Source organism: Pseudomonas sp. HY2-MNA-CIBAN-0224 (assembly GCF_040310285.1).
Classification (GTDB): domain Bacteria; phylum Pseudomonadota; class Gammaproteobacteria; order Pseudomonadales; family Pseudomonadaceae; genus Aquipseudomonas; species Aquipseudomonas helleri.
In genome coordinates, this window is record NZ_JBEOPQ010000037.1 from 35,458 (window position 1) to 53,320 (window position 17,863).

14 protein-coding genes and 2 pseudogenes are annotated in these 17,863 nt (G+C 58.4%); 11 read left to right on the forward strand and 5 right to left on the reverse strand.

Translation table 11 applies throughout. The features are described from left to right. Positions 1-4 precede the first annotated feature (4 nt). Complete coding sequence (locus tag AAEZ03_RS16790; protein ID WP_350580114.1) at positions 5-3,100, reverse strand: multidrug efflux RND transporter permease subunit; 3,096 nt, start codon at positions 3,098-3,100, stop codon at positions 5-7. Then, positions 3,097-4,260, reverse strand: a complete 1,164-nt coding sequence (locus AAEZ03_RS16795; protein WP_350580117.1) for an efflux RND transporter periplasmic adaptor subunit — start codon at positions 4,258-4,260, stop codon at positions 3,097-3,099. The genes AAEZ03_RS16790 and AAEZ03_RS16795 overlap by 4 nt, the downstream gene beginning before the upstream one ends. 188 nt (positions 4,261-4,448) lie before the next feature. Between AAEZ03_RS16795 and AAEZ03_RS16800 the strand changes: the two genes are divergently transcribed. From AAEZ03_RS16800 to AAEZ03_RS29285, 4 genes and pseudogenes are all read left to right on the forward strand, one after another. After that, positions 4,449-4,790 carry a hypothetical protein gene (locus AAEZ03_RS16800; RefSeq protein ID WP_350580120.1) on the forward strand — a complete coding sequence of 114 codons (342 nt, stop codon included), beginning with the start codon at positions 4,449-4,451 and terminating at the stop codon, positions 4,788-4,790. Positions 4,791-4,871: 81 nt separating this feature from the next. Continuing rightward, positions 4,872-5,123: a hypothetical protein gene (locus AAEZ03_RS16805; protein WP_350580123.1), complete on the forward strand. Its 252-nt coding sequence runs from the start codon at positions 4,872-4,874 to the stop codon at positions 5,121-5,123. A gap of 151 nt (positions 5,124-5,274) precedes the next feature. Beyond that, positions 5,275-5,556 (forward strand): annotated as a pseudogene (locus AAEZ03_RS29280) (PAS domain-containing protein); the annotation flags it as partial. A 309-nt stretch (positions 5,557-5,865) separates the two neighbouring features. Beyond that, a pseudogene (locus AAEZ03_RS29285) lies at positions 5,866-6,861 on the forward strand (methyl-accepting chemotaxis protein); the annotation flags it as partial. Between the two features lie 3 nt (positions 6,862-6,864). Here the strand turns inward: AAEZ03_RS29285 and AAEZ03_RS16815 are convergent. From AAEZ03_RS16815 to norR, 3 genes are all read right to left on the reverse strand, one after another. Next, on the reverse strand, positions 6,865-7,338 hold the full coding sequence (locus tag AAEZ03_RS16815) for a GNAT family N-acetyltransferase (protein ID WP_350580126.1): 474 nt from the start codon (positions 7,336-7,338) through the stop codon (positions 6,865-6,867). Positions 7,339-7,343: 5 nt separating this feature from the next. Further along, a complete protein-coding gene (locus tag AAEZ03_RS16820; RefSeq protein WP_278940603.1) occupies positions 7,344-8,243 on the reverse strand; it encodes a chemotaxis protein in 900 nt (299 codons plus the stop codon). 182 nt (positions 8,244-8,425) lie between these two features. After that, complete coding sequence (norR, locus tag AAEZ03_RS16825) at positions 8,426-9,970, reverse strand: nitric oxide reductase transcriptional regulator NorR (RefSeq protein WP_278940601.1); 1,545 nt, start codon at positions 9,968-9,970, stop codon at positions 8,426-8,428. A 155-nt stretch (positions 9,971-10,125) separates the two neighbouring features. On the opposite strand from norR, the gene hmpA reads away from it, so the two are divergent. The 7 genes from hmpA (at position 10,126) to cyoE (ending at position 17,680) form a co-directional block, all read left to right on the forward strand. Then, positions 10,126-11,298 (forward strand): NO-inducible flavohemoprotein, encoded by a 1,173-nt coding sequence (gene hmpA / locus AAEZ03_RS16830; protein WP_350580131.1) that lies wholly within the window; start codon positions 10,126-10,128, stop codon positions 11,296-11,298. 254 nt (positions 11,299-11,552) lie between these two features. After that, positions 11,553-12,062 carry a disulfide bond formation protein B gene (locus AAEZ03_RS16835; RefSeq protein WP_048367150.1) on the forward strand — a complete coding sequence of 170 codons (510 nt, stop codon included), beginning with the start codon at positions 11,553-11,555 and terminating at the stop codon, positions 12,060-12,062. A gap of 802 nt (positions 12,063-12,864) precedes the next feature. Then, positions 12,865-13,803: a ubiquinol oxidase subunit II gene (gene cyoA, locus AAEZ03_RS16840; RefSeq protein WP_048367149.1), complete on the forward strand. Its 939-nt coding sequence runs from the start codon at positions 12,865-12,867 to the stop codon at positions 13,801-13,803. A 3-nt stretch (positions 13,804-13,806) separates the two neighbouring features. After that, the gene (gene cyoB, locus AAEZ03_RS16845; protein WP_048367148.1) at positions 13,807-15,831 is read left to right on the forward strand and encodes a cytochrome o ubiquinol oxidase subunit I; all 2,025 of its coding nucleotides are present in this window, start codon (positions 13,807-13,809) and stop codon (positions 15,829-15,831) included. A gap of 3 nt (positions 15,832-15,834) precedes the next feature. Continuing rightward, positions 15,835-16,455 carry a cytochrome o ubiquinol oxidase subunit III gene (locus AAEZ03_RS16850; protein WP_048367147.1) on the forward strand — a complete coding sequence of 207 codons (621 nt, stop codon included), beginning with the start codon at positions 15,835-15,837 and terminating at the stop codon, positions 16,453-16,455. Next, entirely contained in the window at positions 16,456-16,782 is a 327-nt protein-coding gene (gene cyoD, locus AAEZ03_RS16855) for a cytochrome o ubiquinol oxidase subunit IV (RefSeq protein ID WP_019408632.1), read from the forward strand. It begins immediately after the preceding gene. Positions 16,783-16,792: 10 nt separating this feature from the next. After that, positions 16,793-17,680, forward strand: a complete 888-nt coding sequence (gene cyoE / locus AAEZ03_RS16860; RefSeq protein ID WP_048367145.1) for a heme o synthase — start codon at positions 16,793-16,795, stop codon at positions 17,678-17,680. The last annotated feature ends 183 nt before the right edge of the window (positions 17,681-17,863 follow it).

A 17,863-nucleotide genomic window follows, 5' to 3' on the forward strand; every position in this document is an offset into this window, starting at 1 on the left:
TGCCTCAGTGATCCGTCGCCAGTGAGCGGGCGGGTTGGGATCGATGGAACATCCGTTCGAGCCACAAGTATATGACGGGCGTGGTAAACAACGTCAGCGCCTGACTCACCAGCAGGCCGCCGACCACAGCAATCCCCAGCGGCTGGCGCAATTCAGCACCGGTGCCGTAGCCGAGCATCAGCGGCAAAGCGCCCAGCATGGCGGCGAGGGTGGTCATGATGATCGGCCGGAAACGCGTCAGGCAGGCTTCATAGATTGCCTCTTCAGGGCTCAGCCCGCGGGTACGCTGGGCGTCGAGGGCAAAGTCGATCATCAGGATGCCGTTTTTCTTGACGATCCCGATCAGCAGCACCAGGCCGATCAACGCCATGATCGAAAAATCCTGACCACATATCCACAGCATCAACAGCGCGCCCAGCCCTGCCGAGGGCAGCGTCGAAATGATCGTCAGCGGGTGCACGAAGCTTTCGTACAGCACCCCCAGAATGATGTACACCGCCACCAGCGCTGCCAGAATCAGCCACGGCTGGCTGGCCAGCGAGCTTTGGAAGGCTTGCGCGGCGCCCTGGAAATTGCCGCTGATGGTGCTTGGCATACCAATCTCGTTTTTCGCCTGATTGAGCATCAGCACCGCGTCACCCAAGGCCACGCCGGGGGCGAGGTTGAAGGACAGATTGGCGGCCGGGAACATGCCGTCATGGCTGATCGACAGCGGGCCGCTGGTGGGCGCATCGACCTTGGCCACCGCCGAGAGCGGGACCATTTCGCCGGTCAAGGGTGAGCGCAGGTAGAAGTAGTTGAGGCTTTCAGCCTTGCCACGCTGCTTGCTGTCGACCTCCAGGATCACGTTGTACTGGTTGGTTTCTGTCTGGAACTCATTGATCTGGCGCTGACCAAACGCGTCGTATAGAGCTTCGTCGACATCGGTGGCGGTCAGGCCGAAGCGTGCGGCGGCTTTGCGGTCGATGCTGATGTGGGTGATGCTGCCGCCCAGTTGCAGATCATTGGACAGGTCGCGAAAGGCCGGGAGGGTGCGCAGTTTTTCGGTCAGGCGCTGAGTCCAGGTATTGAGCGTCGGCCCGTCGTTGCTTTTGAGCACGTACTGGTACTGGCTGCGGCTTGGCCCGGAGCTGAGGTTGATGTCTTGCCCGGCGCGCAGGTACAACACGATGCCCGGCACCTTGGCCAGTTGCGGGCGGATACGGTCGATAAATTCGCTGGCCGACACATCGCGCTCGCCGCGGTCTTTGAGGGCAATCCAGAAGCGCCCGTTGGCGATGGTCTGGTTGCTGCCGGTCACGCCCACCGAATGCGAAAACGCCTGCACCGCCGGGTCGGCGCCGACAATCTTGGCCAGCGCCAAATGCTTCTGGGTCATGTCCGAGAACGAGATATCCGAAGCGGCTTCGCTGGTACCCAGCACAAAACCGGTGTCTTGCACCGGGAAGAAGCCCTTGGGGATCAGCACATAGCCGGCAATGGCCATCGCCAACGTCACGCCAAACACGCCCAGCATCAGCCGCTGGTGGGCCAGTGCGCGTTTCAGGCCGGTGTCATACAAGGCCAGCAACCGCTCGCCAAAGCCGGGTTTGGCGTCGGCGTGATGCACCGGCGCGCGCATAAACAGCGCGGCGAGGGTGGGCGCCAGGGTCAGTGACACCAGCACGGAAATAACGATAGTTGAGGTGGCGGTCAGGGCGAACTCTTTAAACAGTCGCCCGACTACACCGCCCATAAACAGCAGCGGAATAAACGCCGCCACCAGCGAGAAGCTGATCGATACCACTGTGAAACCAATCTCGCTGGAGCCCTTGATCGCCGCATCGCGCATGCTTTCGCCTGCTTCGAGATGGCGGTGGATGTTCTCTACCACCACAATCGCATCGTCGACCACAAAGCCTACGGCCACCACAATCGCCACCAGCGTCAGGTTATTCAGGCTGAACCCGAGCACGTACATCAAGGCAAAGCTGGCAATCAGCGACACCCCCAGCACGGCAGACACAATCAACGTGGCAGACCATTGGCGCAGGAACAGCGCCATGACGGCGACCACCAGCAGCACCGCGATCAGCAGGGTGATTTCCACTTCATGCAACGAGGCGCGGATGGTCTGGGTGCGGTCGCTCAGCACCGTGACCTCGACCGAGGCCGGGAGCATGGCTTGCAGGCCGGGCAGGGCGGCCTGGATGCGGTCGACGGTTTCCACAATATTGGCCCCCGGCTGGCGTGAAATCACCAGGTTGACCCCCGGCCGGTGGCCCGACCAGGCTTGCACATAGTCATTCTCGGAGCCGTTGATCACCCGCGCCACGTCGCGCAACTGCACCGGGGCGCCGTCTTTGTATGACACGATCAACTGGCCGTACTCGTCGGCATCGAACAGTTGGTCGTTGGTCGCCAGGGTCGAGATGCTCGATGGGCCGTACAGCGCGCCCTTGGCCAGATTGAGGCTGGTTTGCTGCAACGCCAGACGGATATCGGCGAGGGTCAGGCCGATGGCGGCCAATTTGTCAGCGCTGGCCTGGACCCGGATCGCCGGGCGTTGTTGGCCGGTGATATTGATCTGCCCCACGCCGTCGATCTGGCTGATTTGCCGGGCGAGCAGAGTTTCGACGTAATCGCTGAGTTCAGTGCCGGGCATTTGCAACGAACTGATGCTGAGGATCAGCACCGGGCTGTCCGCCGGGTTGACCTTGCGCCAGGTCGGCAGCGTGGGCATGTCTTTGGGCAACTTGCCGGACGCGGTGTTGATCGCCGCCTGGACTTCCTGTGCGGCGGTGTCGATGCTCTTGTCGAGGGTAAATTGCAGGGTCAGGGTGGTTGACCCCAGCGCGCTGCTGGAGGTCATTTGGGTCACGCCGGGGATGGCGCTGAACTGCACCTCCAAAGGCGTTGCGACCGATGAAGCCATGGTGTCCGGGCTGGCACCGGGCAGTTGCGCCGACACTTGTATGGTCGGGAATTCCGCCTCGGGCAGCGGCGCGACGGGCAAGCGTGGAAAGGCAATCAGGCCCAGCAGCACTAACGCAAAGGTCAGCAGCACCGTGGCAATCGGGTGATCGACGCACCAGGCCGAGAGTGAGCGGCTGCGGGTCATGGCTGCACCAGCTTGGCGTGTTCGGTGTCAGCCAGGGCGGGCTCGCTCAGGGTTTCGATTTTTGAACCGGGTTTGAGCCGCGACTGGCCCTCGCTGACCAGCGTATCGCCCGGTTTGACGCCGCTGACGATGTTCAACTCTGTGTCCTGATAGAGGACTTGTACGGGCACGGTTTCGACCTGGTCGCCGTTGACCCGGTACACGAAATACGTGTCCAGCCCGCGTTGCACAACGGGCGGGGGGACGACCAGGGCGTTTTGATCAAGCCCGGTTTGAATCTCGACATTCACCAGTTGCCCCGGCCAGAGCGCATGGGTGGGGTTATCGAACTGCGCTTTGACCTTGATGGTGCCGGTGGTGGCAGACACCTGATTGTCGATCAGGCTCAAGCGCCCTTCGCCCAACGGCGTGCCGCTATGGTCCGCGTCGCCAATAAAGGCTTTGACCAGGGCCGGATCTTTGGCGTTGAGCAGTTCATGCAACGTGGGCAGCAACTGTTGGGGCAGGGAAAACTCGACGGCGATCGGATCGAGTTGGGTCACGGAAAATAACCCCTGGGTATCGCTCACCCGCAAAAAGTTGCCCGGGTCCACGGCGCGGATCCCCACACGGCCAGTGACCGGCGAGTGAATTTGCGTATACGACAGTTGCACCTGCGCCGCTTCAATTGCCGCCTGATTGCCTACTGCCGTGGCTTTTAGCTGATTGACCAGCGCCTGTTGCTGGTCAAGGGTTTGCTTGGACACGCCGTTGTCGACGCTCAGCAACTGGTAGCGCTTGAGGTCGATCAATGCGCCCTGCAACTGCGCCTGATTTTGCTGCAGTTGGGCTTTGGCCTGATCCAGACTGGCCTTGATTGAGCGGTCATCCAGGGTTGCGAGCAAATCACCGGCCTGGACCGTTTGCCCTTCTTTAACCAGCAACTGGGTGAGGATGCCGTCAATCTGTGGGCGAATGACCACACTGTGGAGCGACAGCACGGCGCCAATCCCGCTGACCGTGCGCGGTACGTCTTGCTGCACCACTTGAATGACCCGCACCGGCACGGCGGTAGATGCGACAGCGGTGTGCGAAGCCGGGCGCTTGAGTAGCCAGAGGCCTGCGCCGAGCAGAGCAATCACCAGCGTGCCGAGGACTATGTGTTTGGTTTGAATGCGCATGCCAGGCCGTGTGCGTGGAAAGGGGGAAGTCAGGGTTATAGCGGTTGAATCCGGTCAGCAGAGTGACTGCAAACTGACATTACGGACAGGAACATAAAAATAGTGTGATAACCGTCAAGAAAGAGCTGCCCACGTCGATAGTTTTGTAGAGGGTGCGCTCCAGCGTTCCCGCTCAGGGGGCGTGAACGATGAAGAAAATGGCGCTAAGTTGTGCTGCGTGTGCGTTGATGTTGTTGGCTAGTGAAGCTGAGGCGCAGTCGGTTGTCAGAAGCGGGATGATTCACTTTCAGGGCGCTATTGTGGAGTCTTCCTACGAGATCGCCCCGGCCAGCGAGATGAGCACGGGTGAGTCCGTCAAGCTGATAGAGGTCGAGCCCGGTGTTGTCATTGCGGTGAATATGGCCTCGCGAGGTGCCGGTGGCAGCGAGCCGCTCTTTTCCACGGCCTTTGAAGCGCTTAAAAACGAGCCACTTGCCAGTGATAACGTGTCGGCCGGTAAGCGCAGCGTGCTGACTATTTCCTACCGGTGACTGCTCGGCGGGTTGATCGGGCAGGTATACTGCGCGTCTTGCGCCAACTGGCCGATCACTCCCCCGTACTCCGGAGCTTTCATGACAACTCCTGCACAACCGGCTGCTCCTGATGCCGTGAGCGCCGAACCCACTGAAAACGAATCGACTGTCGATACCGCACAAAAGCCGGTGATCCCTGCGTTCACGTTTCCGTTCAAGCCTGCTGATTTTGCCAAGAACAAAGCCAATTCCAAAGGCCAGACCCATTACAAAAAAGGTGAAGGTCACGGCCATACCAAAACCCCTGGCGCAGCGCCTCCCGGTACTCGTCGCTCCATGGGAAAACGCTGATTGATGCTACAAAATGTGGCTTTGTGCCACTATTGGTCGGATAGGCCGTATTAATGCCTTTTGATATGCGCTAGATCAGTATTTGGTTAATTGGGGAGCATAAAGTCGACGCCCCGCCGACTCTTACTCCCTAATAACTGAGCGTGCTGTCATGAAAATCAATCTACCGATTACCGGCCGAGCTGTTGATTTCGCACCCGACGCCAACATCCTTTCTACCACTGACCTGAACAGTGCTATCACCTACGCCAATGATGACTTCATCAAAGTCAGCGGTTATTCGCTGAGCGAGTTGCTCGGCAACCCGCATAGCCTGCTGCGCCACCCCGATATGCCGTCTGCAGCCTTCAGTCACATGTGGCAGACCCTCAAGGCCGGGCGTTCGTGGATGGGCATGGTGAAAAACCGCTGCAAAAATGGTGACCATTATTGGGTCAGCGCTTACGTCACGCCGGTGATGAAAAACGGCGAAATCGTTGAGTATCAATCGGTGCGTACCTGTCCTAGCCCTGAGTGTGTGCAACTGGCCGAGGCTGATTACGCCGAGTTGCGCTCGGGGCGCACGCCGCTATGGCAGCGTCTGCCGCGGGTCAGGCTGGCGGGCAAGCTGGCGCTGTTTGTCAGCGCCGTGTTTGCCGGGGCGACGACGTTGGTCACTGTTTTGCTGCCGTCTATCGACTGGCAGGCCGGCGTGGTCATTTGGTTGACCGGCAGCCTGTTGAGCTCGGTGGCGATTGCCTGGCTGCTGCGCCCACTTAATGCCTTGACCCGCCGCGCTCAAGACGTCGGCCATAACCCGCTAAGCCAGCACATCTATACCGGGCGGCGAGATGAGATGGGGCAGATCGCATTTGCCCTGCAGATGCTCGAAGCCCAGACCGGTGCAATGGTGGGGCGTATCGGTGATGCGTCGCAACGCTTGGCCGGGCATGCCAGTGAGCTGGTGCAGCACCTCGAAAGCAGCCACTCCAGCACCCTTAGTCAGCAACATGAAACCGATCAGGTGGCCACGGCGATTCATGAAATGAGCGCCAGCGTGGCGCAAGTCGCGAACAATGCCCAGCAAGCTTCGCAAGCGGCTGACCGGGTCGAAAACGAAACCCGTGAAGGGCATGAGTTGGTGATGCAGAGCCGCAGTTCGGTGCAGCACCTGGCAGGCGAACTGGTTCGGGCAACCGAGGTGATCCACCACCTGGAAGGCCACAGCAGCGACATTTCATCGGTGCTGGAGGTGATTCGCAGCATCGCTGAGCAAACCAATTTGCTGGCGCTGAATGCGGCGATTGAAGCCGCCCGGGCGGGTGATCAAGGGCGTGGATTTGCCGTGGTGGCCGACGAAGTGCGCAGCTTGGCGCAGCGCACACAACACTCAACCAACGAAATCCAGCAGATGATCCTCACCTTGCAAGACGGCGCCCGGGCCGCCGTGCAGGTGATGCAGCAAAGCAGCCAGCATGCTGAAAACAGCGTCAGCCAGGCGCAGTTGGCCAGCAGCGCACTGGACGAGATCACTCAACAGGTGAAAAAAATCACCCAGATGAGCGTACAAATCGCCTTGGCGGTGGAAGAGCAAAGCGTGGTCAGCGAAGACATCAATCGCAACATCGCGGGTATTCGCAGTGCCGGGGATGTCACTGTGCTTGCCGGGCAGCACAGCCATCGCAGCTCCGGTGATGTGGCGGAGCTGGCTGTCAGCCTGCGTTCATTGGCGCAAGAATTCTGGCAGACCCGGCGTTAGCGCTTACAGCGCTTCGCGCCGTATCAGTTGCATGCCGAATTTGGCGTAAAGCTGGCGGGCGGGGTGATTGTGTTCCATGACCTTGAGGTCGACACAGGCTTCACCGCGCTGCTGGAACGCACTGAATACCTGATTGAGCAGTGCGCCGCCCAAGCCCCGATTTTGCATGCAGGGGTGTACCACCAGGTCCTTGAGGTAAGCGCTGGTCCAGGCAAGGGCCACGCCGACCACCTGGCTGTCGAGCAGGCTGACAAAACACAGCTGCGGGTCGTATTCAGCGTCATGCAGCAGGTCGTGCTGCCAGCGCTCCAGCGGTTGCAGATCACCCTGACCTGCGCCATAGCCCTGTTCCAGCAGGGCGTGCACGCGGGGCAGCAGCGCCGGGGTGAGGGCGCACAGCAGGATGCCCTGCGGCCACGGCACGGGTCTCAGAGGCTGGCGCAGGTCTTTGCGCAGCAGCAAACAGTGGTCACTCATTGAACTCAGACGCCTTGCTCGGCCACGGTACGGGCGGCAAGGATCAGGCATTGCGTGAGTTCCGGCGAGGAGAATTTGGTCAGCACCGCATTGGCCCCGGCCAGACGGGCTTTTTCGCTGTTCATCGCACTGTCGAGCGAGGTGTGCAGCAGCACGTACAAATGCGCAAAGTCCGGCGTCTCGCGCACGGTGCGGGTGAAGGCGTAGCCGTCCATCTCGGACATTTCGATGTCAGACACCAGCACATTGATTTGCTCTGGCGTGCCATGCAGCTCCAGCAAGCGCTCAATGGCCTCTTTCGCGCTGCGGGCTGTGTGGCAATGCAGGCCGAGATTACGCAGAGTGATCACCGATTGTTGCAGCGCCACCTGGCTGTCATCGACCACCAGGATTCGCGCCTTGGCCAGCAATTGCGTTTCTTCGCGGCTTAGGGCTTCAGTGTTCGGCTCAATTCGGGCGGGCGTGATGCCATGAATCACTTTCTCAATGTCCAGCACCTGCACCAGCGCGCCGTCCACTTGTGTGACGCCGGTGATGTACGAGCGCTTGCCTGAACCGTAGGGCGGCGGGCGGATATCGGTGCTCAGGCAATGCACGATTTTGCTCACTGCCTGCACGTGCAAGCCCTGCTTGGAACGACTGACATCGGTCACGATCAGGCAGCCGCCGTCGGGATCGAGCAACGGTTGCTCGCCAATGGCGCGGCTCAGGTCAATGACCGACAGCGAGGCCCCGCGCAGCACCGCAATGCCTTTCACATGGGGATGCGACTCGGGCATTTTGGTCAGCGGCGGGCACGGAATGATTTCGCTGACCTTCAACAGATTGATCGCCATCAGCTTGCCGCTGCGCAACGTGAACAGCAGCAAAGACATCGAGTCGGCGCGGGCGTGGGTGGATGACATAAATACCTTCTGAGATAAGGGCAGCAATACCGGGTTATCGACCCGAGCGGCGAATCCTGTAGGCGATCTCCACCTGTAGCCGCTGACGAGGCACGAGGCTGCGATGGGTTGCGAAGCGACCTCCGGCGTCGGTCCTGCGGCCCGCATCGCAGCCTCGTGCCTCGGTAGCGGCTACAGGGGGGTTATTTCAACCCCAAACGCTTGGCCATTCGGCCCAGGTTCGCCCGGTCCAGACCCAGTTCGCGGGCGGCGCTGGCCCAGTTGTGTTGATGGCGCTCAAGGCAGGCGCTGATCAACTGGCGCTGGTAGTTCTCCGTGGCCTGGCGCAAGTCACCAATGACCGGCGGTAGCGGCTCTTGCTCTGCCACTGCAGGGCCGTCCTGCGGCGTCGGCAAGTCCAGGTCAGCGGCGGTCAGGGTCAAGATGCGCGGTCGGGTTTTGCAGTTGCCCAATGCCTTGAGCGTGCTGCGGCCGATCAAGTGTTCCAGTTCGCGCACATTGCCCGGCCATGAGTAATGCAGCAGCGCGGCTTGGGCATCCGGGCTCAGGCGCAAGCTGCCCAGGCCCATGCGTGAGCGGTTTTGCTCCAGAAAGAAGCCGCTTAGCAGCAGCACATCGCGCCCGCGTTCGCGCAGGGCGGGCACGTTGAGCGGGTAGACGCTCAAACGGTGATAGAAGTCGGTGCGATAGCGACCGCTGCGCACTTCTTCTGCCAGATCGCGATTGGTCGCGGCAATCAGGCGCACATCGACGCGGTGTTCCTGATCCGAGCCCAAGCGCTGCAATTGCCCGCTTTGCAGCACGCGCAGCAGTTTGGCTTGCACCGTCAATGACAGCTCGCCCACTTCGTCCAGAAACAACGTGCCGCCATTGGCCAGTTCAAACTTGCCACGGCGATCGCTGGTGGCGCCGGTAAAGGCGCCGCGCACATGGCCGAACAGTTCGCTTTCGACCAGGGTGTCGGGCAGGGCGGCGCAGTTCAAGCTGATCATCGGCTTGTCGGCGCGCGGCGAGGCGGCATGAATGGCTTGGGCGACCAGCTCTTTGCCGACCCCGGTTTCGCCGGTGATCAACACCGTCAGGTCGCTGTTGCCCACCAAGGCAATCTCTTCGAGCAGGTGTTTATGGGCGGCGCTCTGGCCAATCAGCTCTTTATTGGGCAAAGGATGAGCCTGACGATACAGCTCGGCTTTTTGCTGCTCATCGGCCACCCGCAGGGCCAGGCGCTCGATACGCTGAGCCACATTGACCGTGGCGGCAGCCAGACTGGCAAAGGCTTGCAGGGCATCCAGCTCAATGGGTTCGAAGCGTTTTGGGTCCAGTGCATCGAGGGTCAGCAGGCCCCAGGGGCGCTCGTCGACGAACAGCGGGCAGCCCATGCAGTCGTGAATTTCCAGGTGCTCGGTCAGCCCGTCGACCAGTCCGTCATACGGGTCGGGCAATTCGCAGTTGTTGGGAAAGCGCGTGGGGCCGGGGCTGCTGAGCAGGATTTCAAAGCGCGGGTGCTCGCTGATTTTAAAGCGCCGCCCCAGCGTATCCAGGCTCAGGCCGTCTACTGCCAGCGGCACCAGCCATTCGCCGTCCAGGCGCAGCAGGGCCGCGGCGTCGCACGGCAGCACGGCGCGCATAGCTTGCAGCAAGCGCCGGTAACGTTCGCTTTCTGGCAGGTCGCGGGACAGGTCCGCCACCAGCGGGAGCAGGGCAGTGAGAAGCAGTTTTGCAGTCATTTTGACCTCGTGTAGTCGAAGTGACTATAGAACAAGGCGTGTCATAGTGACTACTTTGTTTTTAAGTTATTGATTTAAAAGGATTTAAAGGTTGGCACGAAAACTGATTGTTAAACGGTAATCCATTTTTCCGTACATGTTCAGGAGTCAACTTTATGCTTACTGCTCAAGACCGTGCCATCGTTAAGTCCACTGTGCCGCTGCTCGAAGGTGGTGGCGAGGCGTTGATGACACACTTCTATAACATGATGCTCACCGAATACCCGCAAGTGCGTCCTCTGTTCAATCAGGCTAACCAGGCCAGTGGCGACCAGCCACGTGCCTTGGCTAATGGCGTTTTGATGTACGCCCGGCACATTGACCAACTGGATCAGTTGGGCGACCTGGTGGCGCGAATCATCAACAAACACGTTGCGCTGCAAATCCTCCCGGAGCACTACCCGATTGTCGGCAGTTGCCTGCTGCGGGCCATTGAAGAAGTGCTGGGCAGCGACATTGCGACCCCGCAGGTGCTGGCCGCCTGGGGCGCCGCTTATAACCAGCTGGCGGATATCTTGATTGGCGCAGAAGCGGCCATTTACGACGAAAAAGCCGCTGCACCGGGTGGCTGGCGCGGTGGCCGGGCTTTCAAACTGGCCGCCAAGCTAGAAGAAAGCGCAGAAATCACCTCGTTTTACTTCCGCCCGGTGGATGAGCAGCCGATCCTTGAGTTTGAGCCCGGCCAGTACATCGGCATCAAGCTCAACATCGACGGCCAGGAAGTGCGTCGCAACTATTCGCTGTCGGCGCTGGCCAAAGTGGGCCGCTACCGGATCAGCGTCAAGCGCGAGCCGGGCGGTGTGGTGTCGAACTACCTGCATGACCGCCTGCAAGTGGGTGACATCGTTGAGCTGTTTCCGCCTGCCGGTGAGTTCACCTTGGCCGCCAGCGAAAAACCCCTTGTGTTGATCAGTGGTGGGGTGGGTATCACGCCTACGTTGTCGATGCTGGAGGCGGCGCTGGCCACTAAACGGCCAATCCGTTTTATTCACTGTGCGCGAAATGCACAGGTGCATGCCTTCCGCGGCTGGATCGAAGAACTGGCTGCGCAGCATCCGCATTTGCAGCGCTTCTATTGCTATGAGCAGGCAGACCCCTTGGCTGATCATGTGGGGCTGCTGACGGAAGAGGTGCTGGGCGAATGGCTAGGCGAGGAGCGCGATGTCGATGCGTACTTCCTGGGCCCTAAAGGCTTTATGAGCGCCGTTAAGCGTCATTTGAAGGCGCTGGGCGTGCCTGAGCAGCAAAGCCGCTATGAGTTCTTTGGGCCGGCTGCGGCGCTGGAGTAAGCGGCGGGGTTGAATACGTCGTTGCCGGCGATAAAGAGGGTTGCGGGGGCTTTGAGATAACGGCTTGCTCCGCAACCCTTCGCAGCCTTCGGCAGCGACTACGGGTTTGTGTACGACGACTTAATCATCTATTAATCCTTCTGCGACACCTTGCCTACACAGTTCTCCTACATTCAGGTCGATGTTCTGGGTGTAAACTGCGCGCCTTAGTGGCTGCGGCTTAACTCCAAAATAACCTGGCAAAGGGAAGCAGGATGACGGATGAAATGATACGACTGAGCCGCGAGAAGCGCTTTTTGGTCTTGCTCGGGGTTATCTGTCTGGCGCTGATTGGTGGCGCGTTGTATATGCAGATCGTGCTCGGTGAGGCGCCTTGCCCGCTGTGCATCCTGCAACGCTATGCTTTGCTGTTGATCGCGATCTTTGCCTTTATCGGCGCAGCGATGCCGACACGGCGCAGCCTGACCATTTTTGAAGTGCTGGTGGTGCTCAGTGCCATAGGCGGGGTGATCGCGGCCGGGCGGCACGTGTTTATCCTGGCCAACCCTGCGGTGAGCTGCGGCATTGACGTGCTGCAACCGATCGTTGACGGCCTGCCGCTGGCGACGGTGTTCCCGCTGGGCTTTCAGGTTGAGGGCTTCTGCTCTACGCCATACCCGCCGGTGTTCGGGCTGTCGCTGGCGCAATGGGCGCTGGTGGCCTTTGTGCTGACCAGCGTGTTGGTGCCGTTGGGAATCTACCGGAACCGCAAAAAACACGGCTAAAACGCCACGTTTGGATTGATCCGCCCCGCACTTTTCCTGAGAATGCGGGGCGTTTTTTTGTCCGCGCAAAAATGTCAACAGGATGTGAATCGGCACACTAAAGTGATAGCTGACTTGTGCGACATATTGTCACGCTAAAAGTGTCGCAGAGAGCGATTCCTGTAGGACAGGCGAGCACGAATTACGTTCGGAGCGATTTATCCCCTGATCGTTTTTTTTGCGGATCAGATGATTGAAATTGCCCTTGGGCGTCTCCATGGGAATCGGCTGTAAGCCTCTTCACTTGGGCGTTTGGGGGGATTCACTCGCCCTGTGCGTGCGCCAAAAAGGGGCATATCAGCTGCGGGCTTTTGACGTGCTACATGCATTTTAAGGAGGCATATGCCTGCGTAATGGGCAACAATAGTGAGGGATTGTTACTGGAGTCGAGAAGAATTATTTCTGGATGAGACATGGTTTGTAGAGAGCTTCCTAACTACAATCGCCTCCACTGAACGTCCAGCCTGCTCACCTCCGAGCCCAAGCGGGTAGTCGGCGGTCGTCTGGGCAGTTCACAACAGGCGTCACATGCGACTCCCAGGTACTGGCAACCCTTCTAAGTTCCGCCACAAATGGAATTGTCTGTAGTAAGGCGATTGACCACGTATCGAATAAGAAATCACTGCTAACCCGGGATTGCGTATTCACCTGAAGGTGATGAGCAGGCATTTATTCAAGCCCGGAAAAGAGCCAACCCTTGGTAGGGTGAAGTGTTGGCGAAAAAAACCAACTGCATTGTGCAAGCTGTTTTAGAGGTCGTGAGATGACTAAAAAAAGGTACCCCAGACTCCTTGGCTTATTGCCACTTTTCGGCACGTTGCTGCTGGGAGGCTGCAATTGGACATTGCTCGATCCGGTGGGGCAGGTAGGGATCGAAGAGCGGAATCTGATCATCACTGCAACATTGCTGATGCTTCTGGTCGTGGTCCCGGTCATCTTGATGACCCTGATCTTCGCGTGGAAGTATCGCGCGTCGAACAAAAACGCCACATACGCTCCAAAATGGTCGCACTCCACCAAGATCGAAGTCGTGATCTGGACTGTGCCAATTCTCATCATCATCGCCCTGGGCGTGATTACGTATAAGTCGACCCACGCGCTGGACCCTTACCGTCCGCTTGAGTCCGACGTCAAGCCGGTCACCATTGAAGTGGTAGCACTGGACTGGAAATGGGTATTCATCTACCCGGAGCAAGGTATCGCTACCGTTAACAAGATCGTGTTCCCAGCCAACACGCCTGTTAACTTCCGCATTACCTCTGACTCTGTGATGAACTCGTTCTTCATTCCAGGTCTGGGTGGTCAGATCTACGCCATGGCGGGTATGACGACTAAGCTGCACTTGATTGCCAACAAAAACGCAGAGATGGATGGCATTTCGGCCAACTACAGCGGCGCTGGCTTCACTGGCATGAAATTCAAGGCGATCGCGACTTCCGAGGAAGATTTCAACGCCTGGGTAGCTGAAGTCAAAGCATCACCTAAACAGCTTGATAACGCTGAGTACGCGGCGTTGGAAAAACCAAGCGAGAACAACCCTGTAGAGCTCTACTCCACCGTTACTCCGAACCTGTTCCAGCTCATCATCGACAAGTATGAAGGGATGAACCCGGGCAAGTTCGTGAAGCACGAGAAGAAAGAAGAGTCCGGGACCCAAGGTTTGGACAACACCTCGAATTCAGCTGCCGGGGCAGAGGAGTAAACGATGTTTGGTAAATTAAGTCTGGACGCCATACCGTTCCACGAGCCGATAGTGATGGTTACCGTCGCTATGATTCTGCTCGGCGGATTGGCGCTCGTCGCTGCAATCACGTATTTCAAGAAGTGGAACTACCTGTGGTCCGAATGGCTAACGTCAGTCGACCACAAGAAAATTGGCGTGATGTACATCATCGTTGCCATGATCATGCTTCTGCGCGGCTTTGCTGACGCCGTCATGATGCGTACCCAGTTGGCCATGGCCACCGAGGGTTCACCTGGCTACTTGCCGCCTGAACACTATGACCAGATCTTCACCGCTCACGGTGTGATCATGATCATCTTCATGGCGATGCCATTCTTCACCGGCCTGATGAACCTTGCAGTGCCGCTGCAGATCGGCGCGCGTGACGTTGCCTACCCATTCCTGAACTCCCTGAGCTTCTGGCTGCTGGTATCCGGTGTGGTACTGGTCAACCTGTCGCTGGGCGTCGGCGAATTCGCCAAAACCGGTTGGGTTGCTTACCCGCCTCTGTCGGGCCTGCAGTACAGCCCTGGCGTGGGTGTGGACTACTACATCTGGGCGCTACAGTTATCAGGGCTAGGTACGACGTTAACCGGGGTGAACTTCCTGGCGACCGTGCTGAAAATGCGCGCTCCAGGCATGAAACTGATGGACATGCCGATCTTCACCTGGACCTGCACCTGGGCAAACGTTCTGATCGTGGCTTCTTTCCCGATCCTGACCGCTACCCTGGCACTGCTGACGCTTGACCGTTACCTGGATTTCCACATTTTCACCAATGAACTTGGTGGCAATCCAATGATGTACGTGAACCTGTTCTGGGCGTGGGGTCACCCTGAGGTATACATCCTCATTCTGCCGGCGTTCGGGATCTTCTCTGAAGTCATCTCGACCTTCACTGGCAAGCGTCTGTTCGGTCACCACTCGATGGTTTACGCCTCCGGTGCGATCTCGGTACTGGGCTTCATGGTTTGGCTGCACCACTTCTTCACCATGGGTTCGGGTGCCAGCGTCAACGCCTTCTTCGGTCTGGCGACGATGCTGATTTCCATCCCGACGGGTGTGAAGCTATTTAACTGGCTATTCACCATCTACCGCGGCCGTCTGCAGTTCACCAGCCAGGTCATGTGGACCTTGGGCTTCATGGTGACCTTCGCTATCGGTGGTATGACCGGCGTACTGCTGGCCATCCCGGGTGCTGACTTCGTTCTGCACAACAGCCTGTTTGTAATTGCTCACTTCCACAACGTAATCATCGGTGGCGCTGTATTCGGCTACATCGCTGGTTTCAGCTTCTACTTCCCTAAAGCGTTCGGCTTCAAACTGAACGAGAAGTGGGGCAAGGCTGCATTCTGGTTCTGGATCATCGGCTTCTTCATCGCCTTCATGCCGCTCTATGCACTGGGCTTCATGGGCATGACCCGTCGTCTGAACGCCACGACCAACCCTGAGTGGGTGCCTTACCTGTACGTTGCTGCGGTTGGTGCTGCCCTGATTGCTGTGGGTATCGCTTGCCAGTTGATCCAGCTGTACGTCTCGGTTCGTGACCGTAACAAACCAGAGAACGCCTGCGAATTCGGCGATCCATGGAATGGCCACACCCTGGAATGGTCGACTTCGTCGCCACCTCCGTTCTACAACTTCGCTGTTGTGCCAACCGTTCACGGTATTGACGCATTCACCGAAGCCAAAGAAGACGGTACTGCTTACAAGGCTCCGGCCAAGTACTCGCCGATCCACATGCCTAACAACACCGCTACCGGTGTGGTAATGGGCGCACTGCTGACCGTGTTCGGTTTCGCAATGATCTGGCACATCTGGTGGCTGGCTATCGCGAGCCTCGCTGGCACCGTTGTGTACTTCGTTATACACGCTGCCCGTGATGACCAAGGCTACATGGTGCCGGTGGAAACCATCGAGCGCATCGAAGCCGAGCAGCACAAGCGTCTGTTGGCCGCCAAAGTAATTCCGGCCGACCGTGTTGAAACCAAGTTGGGGCAGGCATAAACCATGTCGAACATAGCAACCAATGCTGGACACGCCCATGACCATGGGCACGATGACCACCATCACGACGCGGGCGAGACTACCGTATTCGGTTTCTGGCTCTACCTGATGACCGACTGCATCATCTTTGCATCGCTCTTCGCGGTATACGCAGTACTGGTAGGTAACGTAGCGGGTGGCCCGTCGGGCCACGACATCTTTGAACTGCCGTACGTGCTGGGTGAAACCGCACTGCTGTTGTTCAGTTCGATCACGTATGGCTTTGCCATGCTCGCGTTCTACAAAGGCAACAAAGGCGGCGTTCTTGGCTGGTTGGCCATTACCTTCCTGCTGGGTGCCGGCTTCATCGGCATGGAAATCAACGAGTTCCACCTGTTGATCTCCGAAGGTTACGGTCCGCACCGTAGCGGCTTCTTGTCGGCGTTCTTCACCCTGGTCGGTACCCACGGTCTGCACGTGACCTGCGGTCTGATCTGGATGGCGATCATGATGTATCAGGTCAACCAACACGGCCTGACTTCGACCAACAAAACGCGTCTGAGCTGCCTGAGCTTGTTCTGGCACTTCCTGGACGTGGTGTGGATCTGCGTATTCACCGTTGTTTACCTGATGGGGACTCTGTAAATGGCTAACGCACATTCTGACGGCGCGAACCACGGCAGCGTGAAGTCCTACGCAACTGGCTTCATCTTGTCGGTGATCCTGACCGCAATTCCGTTTTGGCTGGTGATGAACCCGATCCTCGCCAAATCGACCACTCTGGCGATCGTTCTGTTGACCGCAGTGATCCAGGTTGTTGTTCACCTGGTGTACTTCCTGCACATGGACCGTTCCCCGGAGCAACGCAACAGCGTTGCAGCGCTGGTCTTCTCGGCGCTGGTTATTGTTCTGCTGGTGGGCTTGTCCCTGTGGATTATGTTCAGCATCCACGCTGAAATGATGGCGAAGTGAGGTAAACCCGATGTCCTTTAAGCACTTTATCCAAATCACCAAACCGGGGATCATTTTCGGTAACGTGCTTTCTGTGGCAGGTGGGTTCTTCCTGGCCTCGAAGGGGCATTTTGATCTTGCCCTGTTCCTGGCTGCGGTGATTGGCACCTCCTTGGTGGTGGCGTCCGGTTGCGTGTTCAACAACTGCATCGACCGTGACATTGACATCAAGATGGACCGCACCAAAAACCGCGTACTGGTGCAAGGCCTGATCTCGGCCAAGGTGGCGTTGCTTTACGCCACCTTGCTGGGGGTTGCAGGGCTTGTGCTGCTGTATCGCGTGGCCAACCCGCTGGCGGCCTTGTTCGCCGCGATTGGCTTCGTGATCTACGTCGGTTTGTACAGCCTGTACTTTAAGCGCAAGTCGGTACACGGCACGCTTATCGGCAGCCTGTCGGGTGCAATGCCGCCAGTCATTGGTTACGTCGCCGTGAGCAATCACTTCGACATGGCCGCACTGACTTTGCTGGTGATGTTCAGCCTGTGGCAGATGCCGCATTCGTACGCTATCGCGATCTTCCGCTTCAATGATTACCTGGCCGCATCGATTCCGGTGTTGCCAGTGAAGCGCGGGATCAAAGTGGCCAAGAAGCACATCCTGCTTTATATCCTCGCGTTCCTGATCGCGACCCTGATGCTCACCCTCGGCGGTTACGCCGGCATGAGCTACATGGCCGTGGCAGCCGCGATGGGCATGTACTGGCTGTACATGGCGTGGACTGGTTACAAAGCCGTCGACGACAAGGTCTGGGCACGCAAGCTGTTCGTGTTCTCGATCTTCACCATCACCGCCCTGAGCGTCATGATGTCCCTGGACTTCAAAGTGCCGACCGAGTTGCTACTGACTTACGCGCACTAAGCCACCAGGCTTAAAAAACCCCGCCTTCGAAAGAAGCGCGGGGTTTTTTTATGGCGGTTGAAAACCCATCAGTCATGGATGCAGGCATATGGCCGGGGGGCAAATCTTCGGAAAGCTACGCGTACTACAAACCAAACGGATCCTTCTGACAGGGTAGTTCCGCACCCCCTCGGCATACTGGCT

Bases quoted from the DNA above. Each gene is read 5' to 3' on its own strand.
- AAEZ03_RS16790 (WP_350580114.1), bottom strand. From the start codon at position 3,100: ATGACCCGCAGCCGCTCACTCTCGGCCTGGTGCGTCGATCACCCGATT.
- AAEZ03_RS16795 (WP_350580117.1), bottom strand. From the start codon at position 4,260: ATGCGCATTCAAACCAAACACATAGTCCTCGGCACGCTGGTGATTGCT.
- AAEZ03_RS16800 (WP_350580120.1), top strand. From the start codon at position 4,449: ATGAAGAAAATGGCGCTAAGTTGTGCTGCGTGTGCGTTGATGTTGTTG.
- AAEZ03_RS16805 (WP_350580123.1), top strand. From the start codon at position 4,872: ATGACAACTCCTGCACAACCGGCTGCTCCTGATGCCGTGAGCGCCGAA.
- AAEZ03_RS16815 (WP_350580126.1), bottom strand. From the start codon at position 7,338: ATGAGTGACCACTGTTTGCTGCTGCGCAAAGACCTGCGCCAGCCTCTG.
- AAEZ03_RS16820 (WP_278940603.1), bottom strand. From the start codon at position 8,243: ATGTCATCCACCCACGCCCGCGCCGACTCGATGTCTTTGCTGCTGTTC.
- norR (WP_278940601.1), bottom strand. From the start codon at position 9,970: ATGACTGCAAAACTGCTTCTCACTGCCCTGCTCCCGCTGGTGGCGGAC.
- hmpA (WP_350580131.1), top strand. From the start codon at position 10,126: ATGCTTACTGCTCAAGACCGTGCCATCGTTAAGTCCACTGTGCCGCTG.
- AAEZ03_RS16835 (WP_048367150.1), top strand. From the start codon at position 11,553: ATGACGGATGAAATGATACGACTGAGCCGCGAGAAGCGCTTTTTGGTC.
- cyoA (WP_048367149.1), top strand. From the start codon at position 12,865: ATGACTAAAAAAAGGTACCCCAGACTCCTTGGCTTATTGCCACTTTTC.
- cyoB (WP_048367148.1), top strand. From the start codon at position 13,807: ATGTTTGGTAAATTAAGTCTGGACGCCATACCGTTCCACGAGCCGATA.
- AAEZ03_RS16850 (WP_048367147.1), top strand. From the start codon at position 15,835: ATGTCGAACATAGCAACCAATGCTGGACACGCCCATGACCATGGGCAC.
- cyoD (WP_019408632.1), top strand. From the start codon at position 16,456: ATGGCTAACGCACATTCTGACGGCGCGAACCACGGCAGCGTGAAGTCC.
- cyoE (WP_048367145.1), top strand. From the start codon at position 16,793: ATGTCCTTTAAGCACTTTATCCAAATCACCAAACCGGGGATCATTTTC.